The organism is Marinobacter sp. HL-58 (assembly GCF_001314605.1).
Lineage (GTDB): Bacteria > Pseudomonadota > Gammaproteobacteria > Pseudomonadales > Oleiphilaceae > Marinobacter.
Genome location: NZ_LIHP01000004.1, coordinates 246,384 through 269,191, shown reverse-complemented (window position 1 = coordinate 269,191; position 22,808 = coordinate 246,384). Strand labels below are relative to the sequence as shown.

General features: G+C 57.0%; 24 protein-coding genes. 12 read left to right on the top strand and 12 right to left on the bottom strand.

Annotation, left to right across the window (positions count from 1 at the left end; translation table 11 throughout):
- The first annotated feature begins 27 nt into the window (after positions 1–27).
- On the top strand, positions 28–744 hold the full coding sequence (locus HLUCCO03_RS05030; protein ID WP_027832039.1) for a helix-hairpin-helix domain-containing protein: 717 nt from the start codon (positions 28–30) through the stop codon (positions 742–744).
- Complete coding sequence (gene selD / locus HLUCCO03_RS05025; RefSeq protein ID WP_027832040.1) at positions 744–3,020, top strand: selenide, water dikinase SelD; 2,277 nt, start codon at positions 744–746, stop codon at positions 3,018–3,020. The genes HLUCCO03_RS05030 and selD overlap by 1 nt, the downstream gene beginning before the upstream one ends.
- Here the strand turns inward: selD and senB are convergent.
- On the bottom strand, positions 3,010–3,984 hold the full coding sequence (senB, locus tag HLUCCO03_RS05020) for a selenoneine biosynthesis selenosugar synthase SenB (protein WP_027832041.1): 975 nt from the start codon (positions 3,982–3,984) through the stop codon (positions 3,010–3,012). The two genes, selD and senB, sit on opposite strands and share 11 nt — an antisense overlap.
- A 174-nt stretch (positions 3,985–4,158) precedes the next feature.
- On the opposite strand from senB, the gene HLUCCO03_RS05015 reads away from it, so the two are divergent.
- The 4 genes from HLUCCO03_RS05015 (at position 4,159) to HLUCCO03_RS05000 (ending at position 7,893) form a co-directional block, all read left to right on the top strand.
- Positions 4,159–5,028: a putative selenate ABC transporter substrate-binding protein gene (locus HLUCCO03_RS05015; RefSeq protein WP_027832042.1), complete on the top strand. Its 870-nt coding sequence runs from the start codon at positions 4,159–4,161 to the stop codon at positions 5,026–5,028.
- Positions 5,028–5,678: an ATP-binding cassette domain-containing protein gene (locus HLUCCO03_RS05010; RefSeq protein ID WP_027832043.1), complete on the top strand. Its 651-nt coding sequence runs from the start codon at positions 5,028–5,030 to the stop codon at positions 5,676–5,678. Before HLUCCO03_RS05015 ends, HLUCCO03_RS05010 begins: the two co-directional genes overlap by 1 nt.
- Before the next feature lie 15 nt (positions 5,679–5,693).
- Complete coding sequence (locus HLUCCO03_RS05005; protein WP_027832044.1) at positions 5,694–7,160, top strand: ABC transporter permease; 1,467 nt, start codon at positions 5,694–5,696, stop codon at positions 7,158–7,160.
- 142 nt (positions 7,161–7,302) lie between these two features.
- Positions 7,303–7,893, top strand: a complete 591-nt coding sequence (locus tag HLUCCO03_RS05000) for a hypothetical protein (protein WP_027832045.1) — start codon at positions 7,303–7,305, stop codon at positions 7,891–7,893.
- A 20-nt stretch (positions 7,894–7,913) separates the two neighbouring features.
- Here the strand turns inward: HLUCCO03_RS05000 and HLUCCO03_RS04995 are convergent, their stop codons facing one another.
- The gene (locus HLUCCO03_RS04995) at positions 7,914–8,231 is read right to left on the bottom strand and encodes a hypothetical protein (RefSeq protein ID WP_027832046.1); all 318 of its coding nucleotides are present in this window, start codon (positions 8,229–8,231) and stop codon (positions 7,914–7,916) included.
- Positions 8,232–8,300: 69 nt separating this feature from the next.
- Entirely contained in the window at positions 8,301–8,783 is a 483-nt protein-coding gene (locus HLUCCO03_RS04990) for a hypothetical protein (protein ID WP_027832047.1), read from the bottom strand.
- 122 nt (positions 8,784–8,905) lie between these two features.
- Here HLUCCO03_RS04990 and HLUCCO03_RS04985 point away from each other — a divergent pair, with 122 nt between their 5' ends.
- Genes HLUCCO03_RS04985 through HLUCCO03_RS04975 form a run of 3 tightly spaced genes read left to right on the top strand, consistent with a single transcriptional unit; the run spans position 8,906 to position 11,106 of the window.
- Complete coding sequence (locus HLUCCO03_RS04985; protein WP_027832048.1) at positions 8,906–9,826, top strand: ABC transporter ATP-binding protein; 921 nt, start codon at positions 8,906–8,908, stop codon at positions 9,824–9,826.
- A gap of 15 nt (positions 9,827–9,841) precedes the next feature.
- Positions 9,842–10,603, top strand: a complete 762-nt coding sequence (locus HLUCCO03_RS04980; RefSeq protein ID WP_027832049.1) for an ABC transporter permease — start codon at positions 9,842–9,844, stop codon at positions 10,601–10,603.
- Entirely contained in the window at positions 10,603–11,106 is a 504-nt protein-coding gene (locus tag HLUCCO03_RS04975) for a DUF192 domain-containing protein (RefSeq protein ID WP_051603860.1), read from the top strand. Before HLUCCO03_RS04980 ends, HLUCCO03_RS04975 begins: the two co-directional genes overlap by 1 nt.
- Before the next feature lie 6 nt (positions 11,107–11,112).
- Here HLUCCO03_RS04975 and HLUCCO03_RS04970 read toward each other — a convergent pair whose 3' ends face one another.
- Entirely contained in the window at positions 11,113–11,898 is a 786-nt protein-coding gene (locus HLUCCO03_RS04970) for an enoyl-CoA hydratase (RefSeq protein WP_155939944.1), read from the bottom strand.
- A gap of 195 nt (positions 11,899–12,093) precedes the next feature.
- On the opposite strand from HLUCCO03_RS04970, the gene HLUCCO03_RS04965 reads away from it, so the two are divergent.
- Genes HLUCCO03_RS04965 through HLUCCO03_RS04955 form a run of 3 tightly spaced genes read left to right on the top strand, consistent with a single transcriptional unit; the run spans position 12,094 to position 17,068 of the window.
- Positions 12,094–14,691 (top strand): DUF6351 family protein, encoded by a 2,598-nt coding sequence (locus tag HLUCCO03_RS04965; protein ID WP_027832052.1) that lies wholly within the window; start codon positions 12,094–12,096, stop codon positions 14,689–14,691.
- Between the two features lie 35 nt (positions 14,692–14,726).
- Positions 14,727–16,193: a patatin-like phospholipase family protein gene (locus HLUCCO03_RS04960; protein WP_036197488.1), complete on the top strand. Its 1,467-nt coding sequence runs from the start codon at positions 14,727–14,729 to the stop codon at positions 16,191–16,193.
- Positions 16,194–16,195: 2 nt separating this feature from the next.
- A complete protein-coding gene (locus tag HLUCCO03_RS04955; RefSeq protein ID WP_027832054.1) occupies positions 16,196–17,068 on the top strand; it encodes a DMT family transporter in 873 nt (290 codons plus the stop codon).
- A 122-nt stretch (positions 17,069–17,190) separates the two neighbouring features.
- Here HLUCCO03_RS04955 and HLUCCO03_RS04950 read toward each other — a convergent pair whose 3' ends face one another.
- Genes HLUCCO03_RS04950 through HLUCCO03_RS04915 form a run of 8 tightly spaced genes read right to left on the bottom strand, consistent with a single transcriptional unit; the run spans position 17,191 to position 22,790 of the window.
- A complete protein-coding gene (locus tag HLUCCO03_RS04950) occupies positions 17,191–17,787 on the bottom strand; it encodes a HupE/UreJ family protein (RefSeq protein WP_051603861.1) in 597 nt (198 codons plus the stop codon).
- On the bottom strand, positions 17,784–18,512 hold the full coding sequence (locus tag HLUCCO03_RS04945) for a cysteine hydrolase family protein (protein ID WP_027832055.1): 729 nt from the start codon (positions 18,510–18,512) through the stop codon (positions 17,784–17,786). Before HLUCCO03_RS04945 ends, HLUCCO03_RS04950 begins: the two co-directional genes overlap by 4 nt.
- The gene (locus tag HLUCCO03_RS04940; protein ID WP_051603862.1) at positions 18,509–18,880 is read right to left on the bottom strand and encodes a nitrile hydratase accessory protein; all 372 of its coding nucleotides are present in this window, start codon (positions 18,878–18,880) and stop codon (positions 18,509–18,511) included. Before HLUCCO03_RS04940 ends, HLUCCO03_RS04945 begins: the two co-directional genes overlap by 4 nt.
- 10 nt (positions 18,881–18,890) lie before the next feature.
- Entirely contained in the window at positions 18,891–19,496 is a 606-nt protein-coding gene (gene nthA / locus HLUCCO03_RS04935; RefSeq protein WP_027832056.1) for a nitrile hydratase subunit alpha, read from the bottom strand.
- A complete protein-coding gene (gene nthB, locus HLUCCO03_RS04930; protein WP_027832057.1) occupies positions 19,496–20,191 on the bottom strand; it encodes a nitrile hydratase subunit beta in 696 nt (231 codons plus the stop codon). Before nthB ends, nthA begins: the two co-directional genes overlap by 1 nt.
- Before the next feature lie 12 nt (positions 20,192–20,203).
- Complete coding sequence (locus tag HLUCCO03_RS04925) at positions 20,204–21,007, bottom strand: ABC transporter ATP-binding protein (RefSeq protein WP_081813546.1); 804 nt, start codon at positions 21,005–21,007, stop codon at positions 20,204–20,206.
- Positions 21,007–21,795, bottom strand: a complete 789-nt coding sequence (locus tag HLUCCO03_RS04920; RefSeq protein WP_197025677.1) for an ABC transporter permease — start codon at positions 21,793–21,795, stop codon at positions 21,007–21,009. Before HLUCCO03_RS04920 ends, HLUCCO03_RS04925 begins: the two co-directional genes overlap by 1 nt.
- Positions 21,796–21,797: 2 nt before the next feature.
- On the bottom strand, positions 21,798–22,790 hold the full coding sequence (locus HLUCCO03_RS04915) for an ABC transporter substrate-binding protein (protein ID WP_051603863.1): 993 nt from the start codon (positions 22,788–22,790) through the stop codon (positions 21,798–21,800).
- Positions 22,791–22,808 lie beyond the last annotated feature (18 nt).

Genomic DNA, 22,808 nt, shown 5'->3' with positions numbered 1-22,808 from the left:
AAACCGTACCGTAAGGAGACATTCCTCATGGCCAAGAAAGCCAACAAGCCAAGCGTTGATAAAGTCGTAAAGAAAGTGAACAAGGAATTTGAGAAAACTTCGTCCCAGATTGAAGCTCTGATCAATGATGCCTTGAAACAGTTCGATAGCCTTCAGAACCAGATTCAGGAACCCGTTCGCAAACTGCTCAAGGAAGTGGACGAACTGCGCGACCGCGAAATGAAACGCTTCAATGACGAGTTTGAACGCCGTCTTGGCGAGTTCCATGATCTCCAGAACCACCTTCTGGACCGGCTCGGTCTCGCCAGCAAAGAGGCGAAAAAGGAAGTGAAGAAGGCGGCCGACAAGGCCAGCCAGAAAACGCCCGCCAAAAAGTCCGGTGCAAAGAAGCCGGCCGCCGGGAAAGCAGCCGCCAAACCGAAGACCGCGAAAGCAAAAACGCCCAAGCCGAAGGCCGCCAGCGCTGCCAAGAGCCCTGCCACTGCGGCAAAGGCCGCCAGCAAAAAGCCCGCTGCACCAAAACAGCCGGCAGCAGCCAAACGTACCCCGAAGCCGGCAGACAAAAGCGATCTGACCCGGATCAAGGGTATCGGCCCGGCTACCGCGACGAAAATGAAAGAAGCGGGCATCACGTCCATCGACCAGATTGCCAATCCGTCTGAAGCTGATCAGGAAAAGCTACAGGCATTCTCCAAAGTGAAGGGGTTCAGCACCTTCAGTGACGAAGCCAAGAAACTTTCTTGATGCAACAATCCGAACAGCCTGTATTACGGGACATTGTCCTGGTTGGCGGCGGGCACAGCCATGTAGGGGTCTTGAAGCGCTTTGCCATGAATCCCGTTCCGGGTGTCCGCCTCACTCTCATCTGCAGAGACACCCATACACCCTATTCCGGTATGTTGCCTGGCTACGTGGCCGGGCACTACTCCTACGATGACGTCCATATTGATCTAAGCAAACTGGCAGAATTTGCCGGTGCACGTTTCTATCGGGACGAAGTTTCAGGAATAGACCGGGCCAGCAAGCGGGTGACGTGTCGCTCCCGGCCAGATGTCCCCTACGATATCCTTTCGGTCAATATCGGTTCCTCTCCCAGGGTCGGTGACGTCAGCGGTGCCGCCGAGCACGCAGTGCCCGTGAAGCCCATCAACGGCTTCAACAATCGCTGGTTGTCGCTGCTGTCCCGTCTGGAGAACCACGAGGGGCCGATGACGGTCGCCGTGGTAGGCGCAGGCGCAGGTGGCGTGGAGCTCACTCTGGCAATGCAGTTCCGGCTCCGGAACGAGCTTGAAAAACGGGGCCACGACCCGGACCAGCTGCACTTTCATCTGTTTGACGCTGAAAACCGGATCCTGCCGACCCACAACGCCAAAGTACGTGCCGTGTTCGAGGAAAAACTGGCGAGCCGTGGTGTAAAGGTTCATCTGGGCTCGTCGGTTTCCAAAGTGGACGCCAGGCACCTGATGACCGAGTCCGGCGAGACCTTCCCTGTGGATGAAGTGCTCTGGGTTACCCGGGCCGGCGGGCCGGCGTGGCTCGCCGATACCGGCCTTGCGCTGGATGAAGGTGGTTTTATCCGCGTGAGGGATACCCTGCAGGCGGAATCCGACGATGACATCTTCGCCGCAGGCGACATCGCCAATGTGATCAATCACCCCCGCGAAAAAGCCGGCGTATTTGCTGTGCGTCAGGGTCGCCCCCTGGCGGATAACCTCAGGCGTTACGCCCTGGGCAAGACGGTAAAGCCTTTCAGCCCCCAGAAAAAATGGCTGGCACTGATCAGTACCGGCGACAAATTCGCCGTAGCTTCCCGCGGTGATATGTCCTTCGCCGGTACCTGGGTCTGGCGCTGGAAAAACCATATTGATAAGCGGTTCATGGCGAAGTTCAATGACCTTCCGGCGATGGAAGAGAACTCCGCCCTGCCCGATACTGGCGCCGCGCAGAACGCCGAGGAAGCATCCCAGGCCATATCAGCCGTTGCCATGCGCTGCGGCGGATGCGGAGCCAAGGTGGGCAGCACGGTGCTGTCTCGGGCACTGGGTGAGCTTCGTCCCATCGAGCGGGACGACATTCTTATCGGCCTGCACGCACCGGATGATGCGGCCGTATTGACGGTACCTCCCGGCAAGGCGGTAGTGCACACGGTCGATTTCTTCCGGGCATTTATTGACGACCCCTATGTGTTCGGGAAGGTAGCCGCCAACCACGCACTGGGCGACGTATTTGCCATGGGTGCCGAAGCCCAGAGTGCCACGGCAGTGGCCACGGTACCCTACGGTATCGAATCCAAAGTGGAAGACGTGGTATTCCAGATGATGTCCGGCGCCGTGGAAGTCCTCAACGAAGCAGGCTGTGCGCTGGTAGGCGGCCACACCGGCGAAGGCCGCGAGCTGGCACTGGGGTTTGCGGTAAACGGCCTGATTGATCCTGAAGAAGTCATGAGCAAGGGCGGTTTGCGGGCCGGTGATGTCCTGCTGCTGACCAAACCCATCGGTACCGGCACCCTGTTTGCGGCGCACGCCAGGCTTGCGGCCAAGGGCCGCTGGATAGACTCGGCACTGGCTTCCATGGTTCAGTCCAACAAGGATGCAGCGCAATGTCTGCGCCGGCACGGCTCCAGGGCCTGCACCGATGTAACCGGTTTCGGACTTCTGGGCCATCTTGTGGAGATGACCCGGCCCTCAGGCGTAGACGCAGAACTGGATCTGGGCGCAATTCCCATCCTCCCCGGCGCCGAGGAGACTGCCGCCGCCGGCATCCTCAGCTCCCTGCAACCTGCCAATATCCGTCTGAGGCGTGGCATCCGCGATCAGGAGAAATGGGTAAAACATCCCCGCTATCCGCTGATCTTTGACCCACAAACCGCCGGCGGACTGCTGGCCAGTGTGCCGGCAGACCAGGCCGAGGCCTGTGTGGATGAGCTCAAGGCACTGGGTTATCCGCACACCGCCATTATTGGCAGGGTATTGCCCCAGGACGAGAGCGGGCCGATCGAACCCATCACTCTCAGGGATTGAGCCGGGTACGCCCGGCCATTGCCTTTTCAATTGCAGCCAGTAATGACGCCCGCTCGGTTTCAGGGGTAAAGCGCCCGGCCAGTTCCGCCACCCGGCCTTCCAGTTCTTCCAGAAATTCCGGTGAATGCTCTGCACGCTGTAACAATCGGGCCAGTTCCGTGTCGTCACCTACAGGGAAATACCCCGGGTAATCGTCGCCAAGCAGGCCGATATTGCCGGAGATATCAGAAGCGATTACAGGAAGGCCCGCACGGCAGGCTTCGGAAACCACATTGGCACCGCCTTCCATTACCGAGCTGATGACCATGGCGCGGGAGCGGCTCATCAGATCGTGAATGGCGGATTTATCCACTTCGCCGAGCCATTTGAAGCGGGGGTTGGCAGCCTGCTCGGCCAGGGCCTTGTCTTCCCAGGCGGGAGTGTGGGCCTTGCCTGCGTTGATTATCCGGATGGCGGAATTATCCGGTAACTGCCTGGCCGCCAATGCCGCACGCAGGGGGTCTTTCTCGTCACGGAGATGGCCTATAACACAGATATCAAAACCCTGTTTCGGCCCTGTTGGTGCGGCAGGCTTGTCCGCGGACTGGAGCACTGTCATCAGTTTGCGGGTAAATTGCGCGGGAATGTCCTGGCCGACCCGTTGATGAAGCGCTACCAGGCAATCGGCCAGTGCCATGGATTCGTGGGTCATGCCCGGGAACCGGTGCTGATGGTCATAAATATCAGTGCCCGTGAGCACAACAATCAGCGGCGTAGACGGGTGCAACCTGCGGAAATGCACAACCGCCTCGTGGCTTCGCCAGGCGTGTAATGCGATGAACAGGTCACAGGGTCCACCATCGTATTCCGTGACAATGTTTACCCGGTGCCCGGCCTGCTCCAGCAACCCGGCCCAGCGCTCGGCCGTTGCCCGGTTGCCTGCCCTTGAACCCGGAGGAGCAGGCGTGATCAGGGAAATATTCATGGTTTGAGTCGCCCCGGAAAATTTATCCATTTTTGATGGATGCCCATAACCTGTTTAGCCGATTGAATCGTATAGATGTTCAGAGTTGAGGTAAATCACGTTATCCTGACCGGCTTCGTAAAGCGCGTTCGCAAAACTCTCGTCGAATCACACGGTAAAAAGAAGGACATTCAAATGGTTTTGAATCTTATACGGAAATTGGCGCTGACCAGCTTCCTTGTTTTTGTCGGCTCCGCAACAGCATCTGCCCAGACTTTTGTGTTTACCGCAATCCCCGACGAAGACGAAACCAAACTGGTTGAACGATTTCGCGGTGTTGCCGAGTACCTCTCCGAACAGCTCGATGCTGATGTACGTTACATCCCGGTAAAATCCTACGCTGCAGCCGTATCCGCATTCCGGAACAACCAGGTGCAACTGGCCTGGTTCGGTGGCCTTTCCGGTGTTCAGGCCAGGGCCCTGGTGCCCGGCTCACAGGCCATTGCCCAGGGTGAGGAAGACCAGGCGTTCTTTAACTATTTCATAGCCCACAAGAGCACAGGGCTTGATCGTGCCGACACCCTGACGGACGATCTCCGGGGCATGACATTTACCTTCGGTTCCAAGGGCTCCACCTCCGGCCGTCTCATCCCCGAATACCATATCCGGGATATTTTCGGTGAAGCACCGGAAGAGGTTTTTGAGCGCGTGGGCTTCAGTGGCAACCATACCCGTACACTCAGGCTGGTTGAGTCCGGCACCTACGACGTTGGCGCCATCAACTACAAAGTGTGGGAAAAGGAACTGGAAGACGGCAACATCAACACCGATGACGTGAAGATCATCTGGAAAACACCGGCCTACCCCAACTACCAGTGGAGTATTCGCGGCGACGTAGACGAAAACTACGGCGAAGGTTTTACCGATCGTGTCCGTGAGGCCCTGCTGGCACTGGACGACCCTGAATTGCTGGAGAGCTTCCCGCGTTCGGACTTTGTGCCCGCCTCAAACTCGGACTATGAGCCGATTGAAAGCGTAGCCAAAGAAATCGGAATCATTGATTGATGTCGGGATTCGACCTGAAGGGCCTGACGGCCTCATTCGGAGGGGAACGGGTTATTGGCCCGCTTTCCCTCAATGTTCACGAAGGCGAGCGCGTTGCGCTTGTTGGCCGCAGCGGTGCTGGAAAATCAACACTGATCAGCCTGATCCATCAGCAGGTAGAGGGCATAGCTTCCCTGGTTCCCCAGAACCTCGGCCTGGTCAATGCGTTGCCCGTATTTCACAACGTTTACATGGGCCGGCTGGACACCAATGCCACCTGGTACAACACACTCACCCTGATCCGGCCGTTTGCGAAAGACACCCGGGAAGTGAAGGCGCTGTTAACGGAGCTGGCCATGCCTGAAAAGGTCTGGATTCCAGCGGCTTCGTTGTCCGGTGGTCAGCGCCAGCGGGTTGCCATCGCCAGGGCTCTGTACCGTCGTTCCGGGCTGCTGCTTGCGGACGAGCCGGTCTCGGCACTGGATGGGCCGTCTGCCCACCTGGTCATGAAGCTGCTCAAAGATCGATTCGCCACCAGTGTCATTGCTCTGCACGATGTAGAGCTGGCCCTGGCGTATTGCACACGCATTGTCGGTATCCAGGATGGGCATATTGCCCTGGATGAGCCCAGCGAAAAGCTGACACCGGCAGACATTACGCCGCTTTACTGAGCCAGACCCCTGTTTATGTTCTCGTCTCCGACCGTAAGAACCAGCCTGATTTTTACCGCCATTGCGGTGGTGGGCCTGTTGTTTGCGGATATTGCCATTACCTCGGCGAATCCATGGAAAGATCTCGGGCGGTTCTTCCTCGGTGTCGTTACACCGGACTTCTTCAGCACCGAGGGCCTGGCAACCGCCCTGCTCCGCACCGTGGCGTTTGCGTTCGTGGGTGTGGCCCTGGGCAGTGTGTGTGGTTTTCTGCTGGCGCTGGTTTATCGCGCCTACCCGGTACGGATTTTCTGTGCGTTTATACGGGCCATCCATGAGCTTTTCTGGGCCCTGATCTTTCTCCAGTTCTTTGGCTTCCACCCGCTGACCGGTGTCCTGGCGATTGCCATTCCCTACGCCGGTATTTTCGCCAAAGTCTATGCTGAAATCCTTGAAGAGGCAGACCCTGAGCCGGGTCGCCTGCTGCCGCCCGGTACCGGTGTGATCTCCGCGTTTCTGTATGCCCGTATCCCCGATTGCTGGGTACAGATGCGTACCTACACGGCCTATCGCCTCGAGTGCGGCCTACGCTCCAGTGCCATTCTGGGGTTCGTGGGCCTGCCGACTCTCGGGTTCTATCTGGAGTCTGCATTTTCCCAGGGGCACTACTCCGAAGCCGGCGCCATGCTGATCCTGTTTTACGTCCTGATCGCCACGCTGCCACTGTGGGTCAAGCCCAGGTTGTTGCCGGTGTATATCATTGGTGCGCCTTTTTTCCTGGGCGAGGGAATGCCCATTGTCTGGGGCAATGTGGCCCGGTTCTTCACCCAGGACATTGTTCCGGGGCCGCTGAAAGGTGATGAAGGCTGGTCCGGAATGGGCAGCTGGCTCGGGGACCTGTTTGTTACCCAGGCCCTGCCCGGCATCTGGAATACGGTCATACTCACCCAGATAGCCCTGGTTGCGACCGGGATTATTGCCTTGCTGGCATTTCCGCTGATTTCCACGCACTTTGGCGGGCCTGTACGCCGGACAAGCGGGCATGTGTTTCTGGTTATCCTGCGCTCCACGCCGGAATACATCCTCGCCTACATTCTCCTGCAGCTGTGGGGGCCGTCCATGCTTCCGGCAGTGGTAGCGCTTGCGCTACATAACGGCGGCATTATTGGCCACCTGATTGGTCGCCAGTCCAGCACCATCATACTGCGTCCCGATGCCTCAACGGGGCTTAACCGGTACACCTACGAGCTGGTGCCTCGTGTGTACCGCTCGTTTCTGGCCTTCCTTTTCTACCGGTGGGAGATCATCATGCGGGAAACTGCCATTCTGGGCATTCTGGGCATCTATACACTCGGTTTCTATGTCGACAACGCCATCCAGAATATCCAGTTCGACAAGGCAATGATACTGATCCTTATCACCGCGTCCCTGAACATCGGTGTTGATATACTTGGCCGTTTCATCCGCAGGAAGCTTGCATTGCAAACCATGCCAACCTGCTAGTGTCCCCGCTAATGGTTACCACGTCACAGTTCCGCATTTTGTGCCGGGGATTGACCTGCATTTCCTTCGTGCCGCCAGATACATTTGGTTACAATCCGGATGAATGATGTAACAGTGACTCTTCAGGCAATCCGGAACGCTTATGACAAACGGCCTTGTTTTATTTATTGAAGTCGGGCTCATTGCCCTGCTGCTGGTGCTTGCCTTCCGAATGCTCACCCTGGTACGGAATGACCCCTTCGTGCCTGCAACCTCTGTTGCTTTTGCCGATTCCGCGCCGCAGTCAGTAACCGTACAGGCTGCGAACCGTCTCAGTTCCGCTCAGGGTGCTGTCGGCCATGGGCTGGACAAGTGTGAGCTGATTACCCGGTTGCATATTCTGCTGAGTATTCAGGAAAGGGATTGCAGAGAGAAAGGTCTGGAGCTGGAGACAGCCCCGAACGCAGTAAAAGAGTATGTGGCTGCCTGGCTTTACGGTGCTGCCTGCTCCCTGTGTGACAAGTCACAGCGTCATTCCGATGCACTGGTCAGCCTTGTGAGCCAGCTCGCCAGCCGGAAAATCGGTCTGCGGCAACCGGAAGCCGTTCAGGTGCTGTCAACGCTCACTGCCAGTTCAACCTGGCTGGCCTGTTTCCGCAATGGCATGGAAGGCGCGGATTACTGGAGCGAACACCGCCACATCCCGCAGGCTTACAGTCTTTACGGCGCCATTACATCAAACGCCTTTATCTGACCAGGCCCGGGCCCGCGGGCTCAGCTTCGGGCCGTAGGCCGGGGCGCTGCCTCTTCAAGTATCCAGCCTGTACCGAGATTCTGCGCTTCTGCGGTTTCCGGGGCGTCGGCAGGTACACCGGTGATCTCCGGCCTGGAAAAACTGCCGTCTTCGAGCCGTTCCATGCTGTCCACATCGACAGAACGCACAACGTAGCGCCTGCCGTCACACTCCACCCTGGAGCGATGGGTCAATCCGAAAATAAAGCGGCAATAATCCAGCTTCAACTGAAGCAGATCCTGTTCGGCTTTCTGGATTTTCCTCAGCAGAACTTTTTGTACGCTATCGCCATAATCCATATGTGCTTCCCTGGACAATTGAAACAGTCCGGTGATTTTACACAATCCTGACCGACTGTCATCCTGTCGTCACCCCCGGCCCTCGGCCCGGAAGGTCAGTTTCACAGGCGTATCGTTATCTGTTTCCGCGTCGGCCTGAAGGTCAATGCGCCAGGTCATTTCCGGGTCGGTTGTGCAGAAAGGTGCGGTAAACCTTGCCTGCCAGACCTGGCTCTTACCATCCTCCGCAAGCCCTGTGCGGGTCATGGGTACCGGGTATTCCCCCAGATACATGGATTCCCCTCGCAAAACGGCCAGTAATCCCGGCTCACTCATGTCTGTGGTGACCGTAAGGTGATACTCGGTACCTTCCGCCTTCACGCCAGCTTTTTTCAGCTGTGCATTCCAGCGAGTGCCCTGTTGCTCCCATCGGCACGTATCATTGAGCAGGTCGCATTCCGTCGCGGTTTGATCAGAGCTGCTATCGGCATCCGACATGAGCCAGCCCGGCCCGAAAACGCCAAGGGCGACCACGCCTGCAATGGCCATAACAGCCACCAGTGCTTTCAACACATTCGTTCCTCCGAGTAAGGGCAGGCATTATGGAGACTATTGCCCACAAGGCAAAGCTTTCTAAATCATCACCGGTCGTGAGAAAATACCGCGCTTTGATTCACCACCAACAGGATATGCCTGTGCAACCGGATATTTCCGTAAAGCACCTGAACAAAGTCTATGCTGATGGTTTCAGGGCCCTCAAAGACATCAACCTTGATATTGAACCGGGAGAAATTTTTGCACTCCTGGGCCCCAATGGCGCGGGCAAGACCACGCTGATCAGCATCATCTGCGGCATTGTGAACCTCACTGATGGCGAGGTGAAAGCCGCCGGTTTCGATATTATCAGGGATTACCGTAAAGCCCGCGAAAGCATCGGCCTGGTACCCCAGGAGCTCAACACGGATTCGTTCGAAACCGTCTGGGACGCCGTATCGTTCAGCCGTGGCCTGTTCGGCAAGCCACCCGCGCCGGACCATATTGAAAAGGTCCTGAAAGACCTTTCACTGTGGGACAAGCGTAACAACCGCATCATGTCGCTCTCAGGGGGCATGAAGCGCCGGGTGATGATTGCCAAGGCACTGTCCCATGAGCCCCGTATCCTGTTTCTGGACGAGCCCACCGCAGGCGTGGACGTGGAGCTACGGCGCGACATGTGGGAAATGGTGCGCAAGCTCCGTGAGAACGGCGTGACCATTATCCTGACCACCCACTACATCGAAGAAGCGGAGGAAATGGCCGACCGCATCGGGGTCATACGCCATGGTGAGATCATTCTGGTGGAAGACAAATCCCGGCTGATGAGCAAGCTGGGCAAGAAAGAGCTGCGCCTGCACCTGCAGAGCCCGCTGGAAAAGATGCCCGGTCAGCTTGCCCTGGAGCCCATAGAACTGTCCGAGGACGGCTATGAGCTGATCTACACCTTCGATTCCCAGCAGGAACAGGCCGGGGTGGCAAGGCTGCTGAGAACCCTTGGTGACCTGGGCATCGAATACCGGGACATCCAGACCAGGGAAAGCTCCCTGGAAGAAATCTTTGTGGGCCTGGTCAATGAATAATGTGGGAGTGACGCAATGAACCTGTACGGCGTTCGTGCAATCTACAAGTTTGAAATGGCCCGCATGCGCCGCACCCTGATGCAGAGCGTCGCCTCGCCGGTGATCTCCACTTCCCTGTACTTTGTGGTGTTCGGTTCGGCCATCGGCAGCCGCATGGGCGACATCGACAACATCAGTTACGGGGCCTATATCATTCCCGGCCTGGTCATGCTGTCGCTGCTGATGCAGAGCATTTCGAACGCCTCCTTTGGTATCTATATGCCGAAATTCTCCGGCACCATCTATGAAGTGCTGTCCGCGCCGGTGTCCTATGTGGAGGTCGTGCTTGGCTATGTCGGTGCGGCCGCGACCAAGTCGGTGATACTGGGCGTTATCATACTGATAACTGCCAGGCTTTTTGTCGATTACGACGTGCTGCATCCGTTCTGGATGTTTGCCTTCCTCGTACTGACGGCAATCACGTTCAGCCTGTTCGGTTTTATTATCGGCATCTGGGCAGATGGATTCGAGAAGCTGCAGATCGTTCCGCTGATGATCGTCACGCCTCTGGTTTTTCTTGGCGGAACCTTCTACTCCATCGACATGCTGCCGGAGGTCTGGCAAACCATCAGCCTGTTCAACCCGGTGGTGTATCTGATCAGTGGCTTCCGATGGGCGTTCTATGGGGTGTCTGACGTGCACGTGGGCATCAGCGTGGGCATGACCCTGATGTTCCTGACCGCCTGCATGATTGCCGTGTGGTGGATCTTCAAAACCGGCTACCGGCTGCGCTCCTGATGAACCGGCACACACCGGTGTTCAGCCTGAAAGCCCTGGTACCCGTACTGGGCCTGCTGTTCTCCGGATGCCTGGCTGCCCTGCCGGATAACGATGCGTTGCCCGCCGTGCAGGCCTGTCTGATAAATGATCAAAAGGCGATTCCCATTACCGTTGAGATCGCCACCAGTTCTGAGGAGCGCAGCCATGGCCTGATGGAACGGGAGGCACTGGCAGAAAATGCAGGCATGCTGTTTGTCTACAGTAACCAGCGCCGTGCTGACCACGGCTTCTGGATGTACCGCACACTGATTCCGCTGGATATTGCCTACATGAATCGCCACGGCAACATCCGCGCGATCCGCCAGATGGCACCCTGCCCCTCAGACCAGGGCAGAGACTGCCCCACTTACCGGGCCGGCGTGCCATTCTACCTGGCTCTCGAGATGAACCAGGGGTACTTTGAAAGCCGGGGAATCGGCGTTGGCGACCGGCTTTCCATGGAACCCGCGGACTGCCGCTAGCCTGCCCTACTCGTCTTTCCAGTCCGGTTTTCGTTTTTCCAGAAAGGCGCAGATTCCTTCCTGTGCATCGGCAGCCTGCATGTTTTCCGCCATAACAACCGACGTATAGTCGTAGGCCTCTGCCAGGCCCATTTCCAGCTGCCTGTAGAAGGCTTCCTTGCCAATTTTCAGGGTGTAACCGGATTTACCCGCTATGGTGGAAGCAAGGCGATATACCGTTTCATCCAGCACCTGTTCGTCCACCACCTGGTTAACCAGCCCGATCCGCTCGGCTTTTTCAGCGCCCACCATCTCGCCGGTCAGCAGCATCTCCATGGCATGCTTGCGGGATACGTTGCGGGACAGAGCCACCATGGGTGTGGAACAGAACAGCCCTATATTCACTCCGGGCGTGGCGAAGCGGGCGGTGTCGGCGGCGACCGCCAGGTCACAACTGGCAACCAGCTGGCACCCGGCTGCGGTGGCAACCCCTGCCACCCGGGCGATGACCGGCCTGGGCAGGTTCACTATCTGTTGCATCACCTTGCTGCACAGGTTGAACAGTTTCAGCTGGAATTCGTGGCTATCGAACTGGCCACTGACCTCACGCAGATCGTGCCCGGCACAGAACACAGGCCCCGCGGCGGCGAGTACCACCACCCTGGTTTCGGTGTTTTCCGCAATTACTTCAAGTTCCCGGGACAGGGCTTCCAGCATAGCCATGGACAGACTATTGCGACGATCCGGCTGGTTCAGTGTCAGCGTTGTAATGCCTTTCTCGGTGGCAACCGTAACCATTTCTTCTGTCGACATGGTGATATCACTCCTCATCTTTTCTCACAGTATTCAGTGACGGTACCAGCGCGTCGAGCCGACTTTCGTCGGGGCCCCTTCTCACAGATGTGACGCACCCGATTGTCCATCTGGCCAACGCCAGGGCTGTCGCCATTGTGGTCTTATGCAAGCAAATCGTACCGATAAATCATAAATTACAAAAAAGAGGTAACCATGGGACTGATCCACCGCGCACTGCCCCTTGCCATCACAATAGCACTCACAGGCTGCGGAGGCAGCGAATCATCCGTTTCCAGTGTCGCATCCTCAGACGACAGCACCAACCAACAAACGGAAGACGGCTCCGGCAGCGGGGTGATCCGTGTGCTCTCAAACCGCCCGGACCTGATCAGCGGTGGTGACGCGCTGATCGAGATAGATTCAGCACAGACAGATGAAACCAAGGTTCACCTGAACGGGGAAGACGTTACGAGCGCCTTTTCAGCCATAGAAAATGGTGCGCTCCGGGGGCTGATTACCGGCCTGGAACGGGGTGAGAACGAATTGAAGGTTGTTGCCGGCAAAGGGGGCGTACTGCGTAAAACGATCATTAACCACCCCAAGGGTGGCCCCGTGTTTTCCGGCCCCCAGGTGCAACCCTGGGACTGCACCAATGCCAATGCGGTGGACGACCAGTGCAATCAGCCACCGGAGTTCGAACTGAAGTATGTGCCGCAGTCGAAATTTGATCTGTTTGCGGAAAGTTTCGATCCCCAGTCTCCCGGTCTTCCGGGGGCCTTCCTGCCTTATGATCCGGAGAACCCGCCGCCCTCCGACGACATCGCCCGGGTGACCACCGACGAAGGCGTTACGGTGCCCTATATCGTGAGAGTCGAAAGAGGTGTCATGAACCGGGATCGCTACCAGGTGATGTCCCTCTATCAGCCGGACCAGGAGTGGACCGCCCTGTCGCCGCAGGAACAGTGGAATGGCAAGATACTGATCCACCACGGTGGCAACGTGGGAGTCAGTTATGGCATGGGCCAACCGCCCAACGGAGACATTGCCGGTACCGCGCCGGAGGGTGCGGAAACCGTCCTGGGAGACAGCATTTCGGTTGCTCTGGCTCGTGGGTTCGTTACCCTCTCCACAGCCCAGGCTAATCTTGGCCACAACGTGAATCTGGTGACCGCTGCGGAATCCCTGGTGATGGCAAAGGAGCACATCATCGAGCAGTACGGGCCAGTGCGTTACACCATTGACACCGGATGTTCCGGCGGCGCCATTGCACAGCAACACATTGCCAACGCCTACCCCGGCATCTACCAGGGCCTGATCGTTCAGTGTTCCTACCCGGATGTGTGGACCACTGCGACCCAGTTTGCGGATTACAACCTGCTCAACGAATACCTGGGCAACCAGGTATCCGAAGATCCTGACGACCTGCTGGCGTTCTTCGAGAGCCTGCTTGCCTCGCCGGTGCTGGCTGTTCAGTGGCCCGCTCTTTACGGGCATTTGCCACTCAACCCGGTCGTATCCGACCTGGCGTTCTTCCCTTCCGCAGAACCGGATCAGGAGAACTGCCCGGGCCTGGCGGGACAGGCCGACGTGTATGACCCGGAAACGCACCCGGACGGTCTACGCTGCGGCCTGATTGATTACATGGCCAATCAGTTTGGCAAACGCCCGCCCGAGGCCTGGTCTCCCAATGAACAATTGCTGGCAAAGGGGTTCACCGGAATTCCCCTGGACAACGCCGGAGTTCAATACGGCCTCAAGGCCTTGCAGGATGGCGTCATTACCGGTGACCAGTTCCTCGCCGTGAACCGGGACATCGGTGGACTGGATATCGACATCAACTACCAGCCCGAACGCACCGTTGCCGACCTGGAAGCGCTGGAGAACGCTTATCGCACCGGTGCGATCAATACCGCCGAGAACCTTGCCAACGTTCCCATCATTGATCTCCGTGGCCCTGACCCGGGCATTGCCCATGATGCTTTCCATTCCTGGCAGGTCCGGGCAAGGCTGGAACAGACCCAGGGCCACGCGCGCAATCATGTGATCTGGTACGGCGCGTTCCCACTTGCGGGGGACACAATCTTCACCACCGAAGCCCTGCTGGTGATGGATCAGTGGCTGGCCGCGATCGAAGCCGACGGCGAACCGGAGCCGGTAGCGAATAAAGTGGTCAGCAATAAACCAGTGACCGCGAGGGACCGTTGTCTGTCCCTGTCCGCGCCATTTTCAGAGGAAGGCCCGAAAGCCCCCTACACCGGCAACCTGCTCTACCCGGAACCGCAGGTGTCCGGGCTGGACTCCGAACAGATTCCCACCCTTCCCGCCGAGCTGGGCCAGATCCTGGACGTTGCCACCGGGCAGACCTGTGGCCTGAAGCTTGGCGAACTTGGCCTGCCCGAGATTATCACCGACCCGCTCGAACCCATTACCGACGAAGTGGTGGAAGCCCAGAAGCTGGTGGTCCAGACCCGGTTCGGAACGCCTCGCACGGTGGCGGGTGATTCGGTGACCACTCTGAATAACAAGTGCCAGCTGAAACCAGTAGATCCTGCAGACTACCCGGTGAATATACTCAATGGCGTATACACCTCTGAAGGTTTCGCAAAAAAGGTGGCTGAGATTTTTCCGGATGGAGTCTGCGATTACACAAAACCACCTGTTGGTCAGGGCCCCACGCTGACATGGCTTCAATACGGCAACGAAGAATCCGTAGTAACCGGGGGCGAGCCATTGCCCACCCTGGATGGACAGGTTTCAGGCTGGGCTTCGCCGGCGTTTGCGGTGGACCTGAACCCGCGAACCGACCTGTAATTCCGGATCCGCTCTCATGATGTATCCTGTACATCATGAGAGACTCGAAGAAACAACGCCGGAAACTGGAAAAACAACTTGCTGAAGCCACGTCCTATGAGCACTGGCACGCCATCGCCGAACAACTGGATGAGTTGGAGGGCGCTTTGGCGTGGCGGGAGGACAGCGGTAGCGAACTGCTTCACGAGAAGCTGATTCGTGAACACATCGACGCCATGGTTCGCTGTCGCGAAAAAAGCGATACCCGGGGCCTGACCCGTGTGCTGCAGGAAAGCCTCTACCGCCATCTGGGCGAAATCGCCAATCCGGACCTTTACGCCGTCGCCTGGACGGGTACCAAGTACCTGGTGACGGAGTTTCTGGATGAAGTGGAACGGTCGATGAACTTCATCTGCGACCACGACATGCCGGGGATTACCGAACAGCAAAAACTTCGCCTGTTCCGGGATGCCGAAAAGGTATACGGTCGCCCGGCTCTGATGCTGAGCGGCGGTGCCGCCTTCGGGATCTATCACATTGGTGTTACCCGCGCGCTCTGGCAACAGCGGCTGCTACCGGATGTGATCGCCGGCTCCAGCATGGGCGCGATCGTGGCAGGCGCCATCTGCACACGCAATAATGAGGAACTCGAGCGCTTTTTCAATGAACCCGGTGAGATCCACCTGGATGCGTTTCGCTGGCTGGAACCCCGCCGGATCTGGCGCAAACGCCATGCCATGGATCAGTCCCAGTTGCTGCACCATATCCATACCAACATTGGCAGCACCAGCTTTCTTGAAGCCGCGGAACACAGCGGGCGAACCCTCAACATCTCGGTGTCACCCACCCGGACACGCCAGAAACCAAGGCTGCTGAATAACCTGGCATCGCCGGAAGTGCTGGTGGACTCGGCCATTCTTGCCTCCTGTGCCGTGCCCGGTATCTATCCGCCGGTCACGCTTCAGGCCAGGGACACTGACAGAGGGCCCAACGGTCGCAAACCCTACATGCCCACGGAACGCTGGATTGACGGCAGCGTCCACGGAGACCTGCCACTGATGCGAATGGCACGGCTCCATAATGTCAATCGCACCATTGTCAGCCAGGCCAATCCCCATGTGTTGCCGTTTATCAGCCATCACCACCAGCGCGGGCCGGGGGCATCCGCCAAACAGGCCGCAGCGTCCCTGATGCATGCCCAGGTGGCCACCACCCTGAATCTGACCCGTAACAGCTGGTCATCCACCATACTACGGCCGTTGCTGGAACAGGCCCACGCCATGGCTACGCAGACCTACCTGGGAGATATCAACATCCAGTTCCCGTTCCGGCCGTTGCTTTATCGCAAGATACTCACCAACCCCGGCCGCCGGGACCTGGAAATGTTTATCCGCCTCGGAGAACAGGCCACCTGGCCACGCCTGGCCATGATCCGGGACCAGACACGCATCAGCCGCACCTTCAGCAATTGCATCGCACGGCTGGAGAAAACCTGCGCAGAAGACGCCAGGCCCGGGGAGTAGCCTTGCAGAGCACACGGATCAAAGGCCTGACCATTGCCGCCCTGGGCGTGCTGTTTATCGTACCGGACGCATTGCTGGTGAAAATCACGTCGGTTGAGCCGGTGGTCTTCCTGTTCTGGCGTGGACTGCTGCTGGCCATCAGCTTCCTGGTAATCAGCTGGGCGAGATACCGGCACCGCCTGACCACCGAAATCAGACGCTGTGGCTGGAAAGGTGTGTTCTGCGCCGGGGCCTTCGCAGTCAGCACCCTGGGGTTCGTGGTGGGAATGAAGAACACCGCCGCAGGCAACGTGCTGGTTATCCTCAACACCGCCCCGGTCATTGCCGCGTTGATCGCCTGGCTGATATGGAGGGAAACCCTGCCCTGGCGCACCTGGGTTGTCATTCTGGTATGCGTGACCGGCGCAACCTTCATGGCCATTGGTGAATGGGGCAAAGGCGACCCTCTGGGCCTGATGATGGCCGGCATCGCCGCCACTGCCCTTGCCTCCAACCTGAACGTGGCACGCTCCCGCCCGGACTGCGACATGAGTGTCATGCTGATGTTTGGTGCCCTGGCGCTGGCTGTTGTGGCAGCGGCAATGGGCGGTGCCGAAATGCTCTCTGCCCGGGACGGCTTTTTCATCGCCCTGCTCTGCCTGGTATTCCTGCCAACGGCCTGCATCCTCATACAGATCGGCCCCCGCTACATTCCGGCGGCGGAAGTGAGCCTGATGCTGTTGCTGGAGACCGTACTGGGATCGTTTCTGGTGTGGCTGTTCCTCGGCGAGGTACCGCCGGATCTCAGCCTGGTTGGTGGGGTGATCGTGTTCTCGGCATTGGCTGTGCACGGGTGGATAGAAGTGAGGCGTTATCGGAAAGCCCGCGCGGCCTGAGACAGAGCTGGAAACGAACCGGCACAGCCAAACGACCGAAAGGTTTCAAGACTCTCATGTTAACCGGAGGTGCCTTAAACCTTGGCATAACCTCGAAACTCTTGCGCGCCTCAACGAATTAATCAAACAAAAAAAGCAAAGCCGATAAGCATCGCGCCATTGATCGAACGGTATAGTGCAAACTTTCCTTCCGGGCAATTACGGGCTAAGCGTCTTACCAGATAAACCAGTGATAGCATCAGCACCGCCTGAATCATTGTGAACCCAATCAGGTAGGCAAAGACGGCAGTGTTCTCAGCGCCAACAACTGCACCGCCATAGCCATAACCGTGCAGAAGTCCTGCGACAGGTGCCAAAAACCAATACAGCCTGGCACTATCGAGCCTCTGAGCCAGCAGGAAACCACCAACAATGACGATCGTCAGAAAGATGCCTGTTTCTATAAACGGGAGATCCGGCAGGGCAAGGTGCCCCAAGGTACCCACAATCGTCAGCGCCAGAAAAAGGCCGGTATGGGTGATGATCTGTCGGCTGCAAAACGCCAACAAACACGCAAACCCGACCACAAACAGAAAATGATCCAGCTCGATAATCGGATGACCAAGCCCGGACAGAAGCCCCTGGATCGCCGTTTCGGGGACTTCTCCGCCCATTGGATGATGCCCATGGCTGGCCATGGGAAAAAACAGAACGAGCAAACTGAGGAATTGATATTTCATCGTGGCATCTCCGATGATTTAAGGCGCTGACTTCCTAACAGCCTTGATATTCGCGCTATCGCAGTCAAAAACTGCTGTGAGTCAGAGATAGTCGACAGATAACCACCCTCCACCTTGAGCAATTCAATGGCGATGTCATGGGTCTTCTGCTCCGGCTCTGCACAGCAGTCTTCCAACACCAAGACGTTATAACCACGGTCGGAAGCCTCCCGAACCGTAGAGTTGATACAGACACCTGTGGTCACGCCGGTTATGATCAGGTTCTCTACATTTCTATTGCAGAGGATGTCGTTCAGTTCGGTACCATGGAAGGAACCCGTGCCGGACTTGTCAATCACGATCTCGGTCTCGTCAGGCTGCAACTCATCGATAAAATCCCAACCATGTTCACCACGTATCAACAGCCTTCCTAGAGGGCCCTGGCTACCGATTTCAGCACCCGCCAAAGCAGTTTTTATACGTTTGCTGCGGGGCAGATCAGACAGGTTCGAGCGGTGACCCTCCCGGGTGTAGATAATGGCAATGCCCGCTTCCCGACAAGCATCCCTGACCGCGCTGATTCGGGGAACAATGGCCCGCGCTAACCCAACGTCGCCACCGCGGGTATGCATATAGCCAGACGGGTCACAGAAGTCGCGCTGCATATCAATAATCATCAAGGCTGTTTTTTCTGGCAACAGCGATCCTTCTATAGGGAAATCGTAGGGGTTGCCGGGGATCGTCATTTGACCACCTCCGGCTGGACTGTATATTGGCCCTGTCGCTGGTACTCCTTTCGGTGCTCTGCGGCTTCCACGACTTCTACCTCACGCTCACGCAGCTGGTGGACCTGCCAAAGATTTTTTTCCTCCAGCAATCCCTGCAGTGCTTCCAGCCAGCAGGTGTAGTAGTCGTCATCAGTATTGATACAGCCAAACCTTTCCTTTTCACTGATACGGCCTATTAGCGCGGACTGGAATTGCTGCAAGGTAAAAAAACCCTTCTCGCTTGCGGCAAGGGTCATGCCGAACAAACGCGCGGACCAAGGTGTGCTGAAAGTCAGGTTTTCAAAACCTGACTGACGGAGGGCGGCTGAAAGTGTTTCTGACTGCATGGCAAGCCTCCTAACCGGCTTGATGAATGTGGCGGGCAACCCCGATCATGTGATCGCGGGTTATCAGCTCGGCAAGTTCGGCTTCGCTAAGGTTTTCAGCATGGTCGGGCTTTTCCGGCATGACCAGATAGCGGATCTCGGAAACGCTGTCCCAAACGCGGATCTCGACGTCTTCCTGCAGCTCAACGCCCAGTTCAGACAGCACCTTACGTGGTTCCCTTACCAGGCGTGATCGGTAGGCGCTCGACTTGTACCAAACCGGTGGCAGCCCCAGAATCGGCCAGGGATAGCAGGAACAAAGGGTGCAGACCACCACGTTGTGAACCTTAGACGTATTCTCTACTACGTGCAGCAGCTCCGTCTCAGGGCCCCCAATCCCGAGTTCTGCACAGGCTGCCAGTCCATCAGCTAGCAGCCGTTTCTTGAATTCTGGATCAACCCAGGCACGGGCAATAACCTTGGCGCCGGTTTTAGGTCCGACATTCTCTTCATAATGCCGGACCACTTTGTCGATATCCTCGGAAGTCAGCACATTGATTTCATTAAGCAGACTTTCAATGGCCTCGGTCCGAATCGCTTGCCAGGCTTTCTCGGGGTGCGCATGCTTGTGGCCCATTACTCATTCTCCTGATCAGCTTCCAGGTGGTTTTCGCTGAGGTCGATATAAACGTAAAGATTGGGTTCGGCCTGTGACTCGCCCCAGAGCGTCTGGGCATCAAACCGCACGGTGTATACTGCCTGCAGGTTTTCGCCCTGGTAATGCGCGCGTGTATCGGGAAAAACCCATGCTTGGTCATTTACCCGGTAGATGTCACCGCTCTTACCACGAGTGTAATTCGTGACACGAGTGTGGCCGGGAGGATGAATGTTTCTCACCCTCACCCGCTGCCCCTCGTCAAATTTCGGAGTTACCGACTCTTCCTTGCGCCAGGCGCCCCAGCGCACCCTGGCATCCTCCGACATAGGCCAATTACGGTCGGTTTTTCGAACCGGAGTAAACTGACGTTTGTCGCTGGCAATTTCAGCTGCACGCAGATCCACTTCTTCCCTGCGCACGATGTTGCGACGGTCCAGTATGCGCTCCATGGCAAACAGCCAGCGGCCATAATAGGAATGGGTGAGATAATCCTCAGGAGCCATTAACTCAATTTCATGGCGATGCTCATCCAGATTCCAGACCCCCAGCCCATCAATAACCTGGGTCATGCAGAAAACACGGCTACCCCACTCGGTAGTGAACACCGGTTCGTCGGGATCAATTTCCACGGGTCCAAAGCCGTGCAGTCCACCCATATCATGAATGCCGTTCATCGCGGTCTCCTGCTAGTAGATGACGTTTTCCACCTTCTTCTGAAGTTCCAGGTACTCTTCTGAATAGCGATCTCGCATGCCCGGGCTGATGGTATCTTCATCGATCAGAATCTGCGCAGGATCACCACCGAGCACCAGAACGCGATCCCCCACAGTGATAGCTTCCTCCACATCGTGGGTCACCATCACCATGGATGTTCCGGTCTGTTCCTGAAGATTCCGGATCAAAGTGTGCATATGTCGTTTCAGACTTATATCGAGTGCGCTGAAAGGCTCATCCAGCAAAAGTACTGCCGGTCGGGTAATGAGTGCCCTGGCGATGGCGGTGCGTTGTTTCATTCCGCCGGATAGCTCGTGGGGGTATTGCCTGGCAGCTCCTTTCAGATCGACGCTGGCGAGGATATCTCGGACGGCTTGAGCCTGATCGCGCTTGTCGTTCTGGCGAAAGCGCAGGCCAAACTTCACGTTTCCCTCCACGGTTAACCAGGGAAAAAGGTTGTTCTCCTGAAAGATCATGACGATATCTGGCGTAGGTCCTGTCAGGAATCGCTGCCGGTATACCACTCCGCCAGTATCCTCGGGCCGAATAAAACCACCTAACGCTCTGAGGAGGGTGCTTTTACCACAACCGGACCGGCCAAGAATCGTGGTAATGCGCCCTGCTTCGATCTTAAGGTTCAGATTCTGCAGGGGGCTTGGAACGACGCCCTTTCGTGCGGGGAAATTGACTGTCAGGTGGTCCAGGTGAAACACAGGGCCCGGTTGAACCTGCGTTGGTGCCGCGGCACCCCGTCTCACGGTATTAAGGCTATTCATTAAACCCTCCACCAAAGGATGCGCTGGCCGATAAAAGCCAGAACGCGATCCACCAAGAAACCAGAAATGCCGATCACCAGCATGCCAAACATGATCAACTCGTTATTGAACAGGTTTCGACCCATCATGATGATCGCGCCCAATCCATCCCGCATACCAACCATTTCCGCCACCAGAACGGCCATCCAGGCAGCAATGAAGTTGGTACGCAACAGAGTAAACACGCCGGGAAGAATTGCGGGCAGAATGACGTAGACCCAACGTTGCCACTTACTGGCCCCGAGGTTTCCGGAGACCGTCAGGTATTCCTCGGGGACCCGTCGGATCTCCGCCAGCGTGCCAATAGTCAGAATGAAATAAACACCCATAAAGACGATGAACACAGCTGTTACATTACTGATTCCGAACACCACGATGGCCAGCGGAATCCAAGCAATGGGTGCAATAGGTGCCAGAACGTACAGGAAAGGCGATATGCACCAGGTTGCGTAGCGGGAAAGCCCTATCAGTGTCCCGGTCAACAGCGCACCGGCGAAGGCCAACGCCATGCCCGCAAAAACACGTCCAAAAGTGGATAATATGGCTTCGTCCAGAGAAGACGCCTGGGAACCCAGCCCCACCCGAAAGCCACTGTCCACCACCATGCTTAGAAACTGACTGGGTGGCGGCGCGACCGTTGTGAAAGCTAATCCGGTACGCCCTGCCGCCTCCCAGAGCACCACGAGTAGCGTGAAAGACAAGGTTCCAAGCACCCAAGGGCCAGACCGCTCCCAACCAATGGCTTTCACTATCATTGTTCCAGTGACTCGATCAGGTCAGTGCGGAAAATATCTTCTGCCGTAGTAGTGCCACTGACATAACCCATGCTGGTTAACTCATCCACCACAAACTGAACGGAATCGATATCGGGGTTGAAGGAAATAGGCTGCGGTGCGCTGGTGAAGGCCTGCCTGAGAACATCCTCGGATACCCGGAAATAGTTGCCGCCGTCCAGCAACTCAAGCGCCTGATCCACGTCATTATTGATGATATTCGCGGCACAGAGCATGCCGTTCATGAAAGATTCGACCATTTCTGGCTCTTCATCCAGTGTGGACTGAAGAGTGCTGATAACGGTGTTGGGGGCTTTTTCAGCCCATGCGGTGGCGTTATTGGTGATCATGGTTGCGCCACGATTTTCCACCATTTCGGAAGTATAGGGCTTAATGTGGCTGAGCATGTCCACGTCCCCGCTGCGGAAGGCTTCCACCATTGCCAGCAGGTCGTCGAAGTAGATGAAATCAACGTCTTCCGTGGACAACCCCACCCTCGCCAACTCCGTGACCATTATCAACTCAAGGGTGTCGCCCTGAAGAACAGCAACACTCAATTTTTTACCATCAGACTCTACATGTTCTTTCAGATCTTCCATTGAATCCAATTTGGACTCGCCCTGAGCTATCACTTCCATGACACCCCACCCCCCTGCTGCGGCCAGTACGCGAATCGGAACACCGCTGTTGGCAGCAAAAAACGGTAGTGTGAAAGGATTGATATTGAAATCCAGAGAACCACCCGCAAGAGCCGCGTTATTATCTCCCGGATTGGCAAAGAAACGCGTATCAACTGCAAGCCCCTGCTTTTCAAAACAGCCACTTTCGACGCCGACAAAAAGGGGCGCCATATCCAGAGCAACCAGATGCCCAACAGTCACAGCCGTCAGGTCCTGACTGGCGTGAGCGGGCAAAGCAAAGGTGACCACCAGGGCGGCGCCTAGCGAGGAAACGGTGGGTCGGATAGCCATGTCACTTCTCCAGATCTC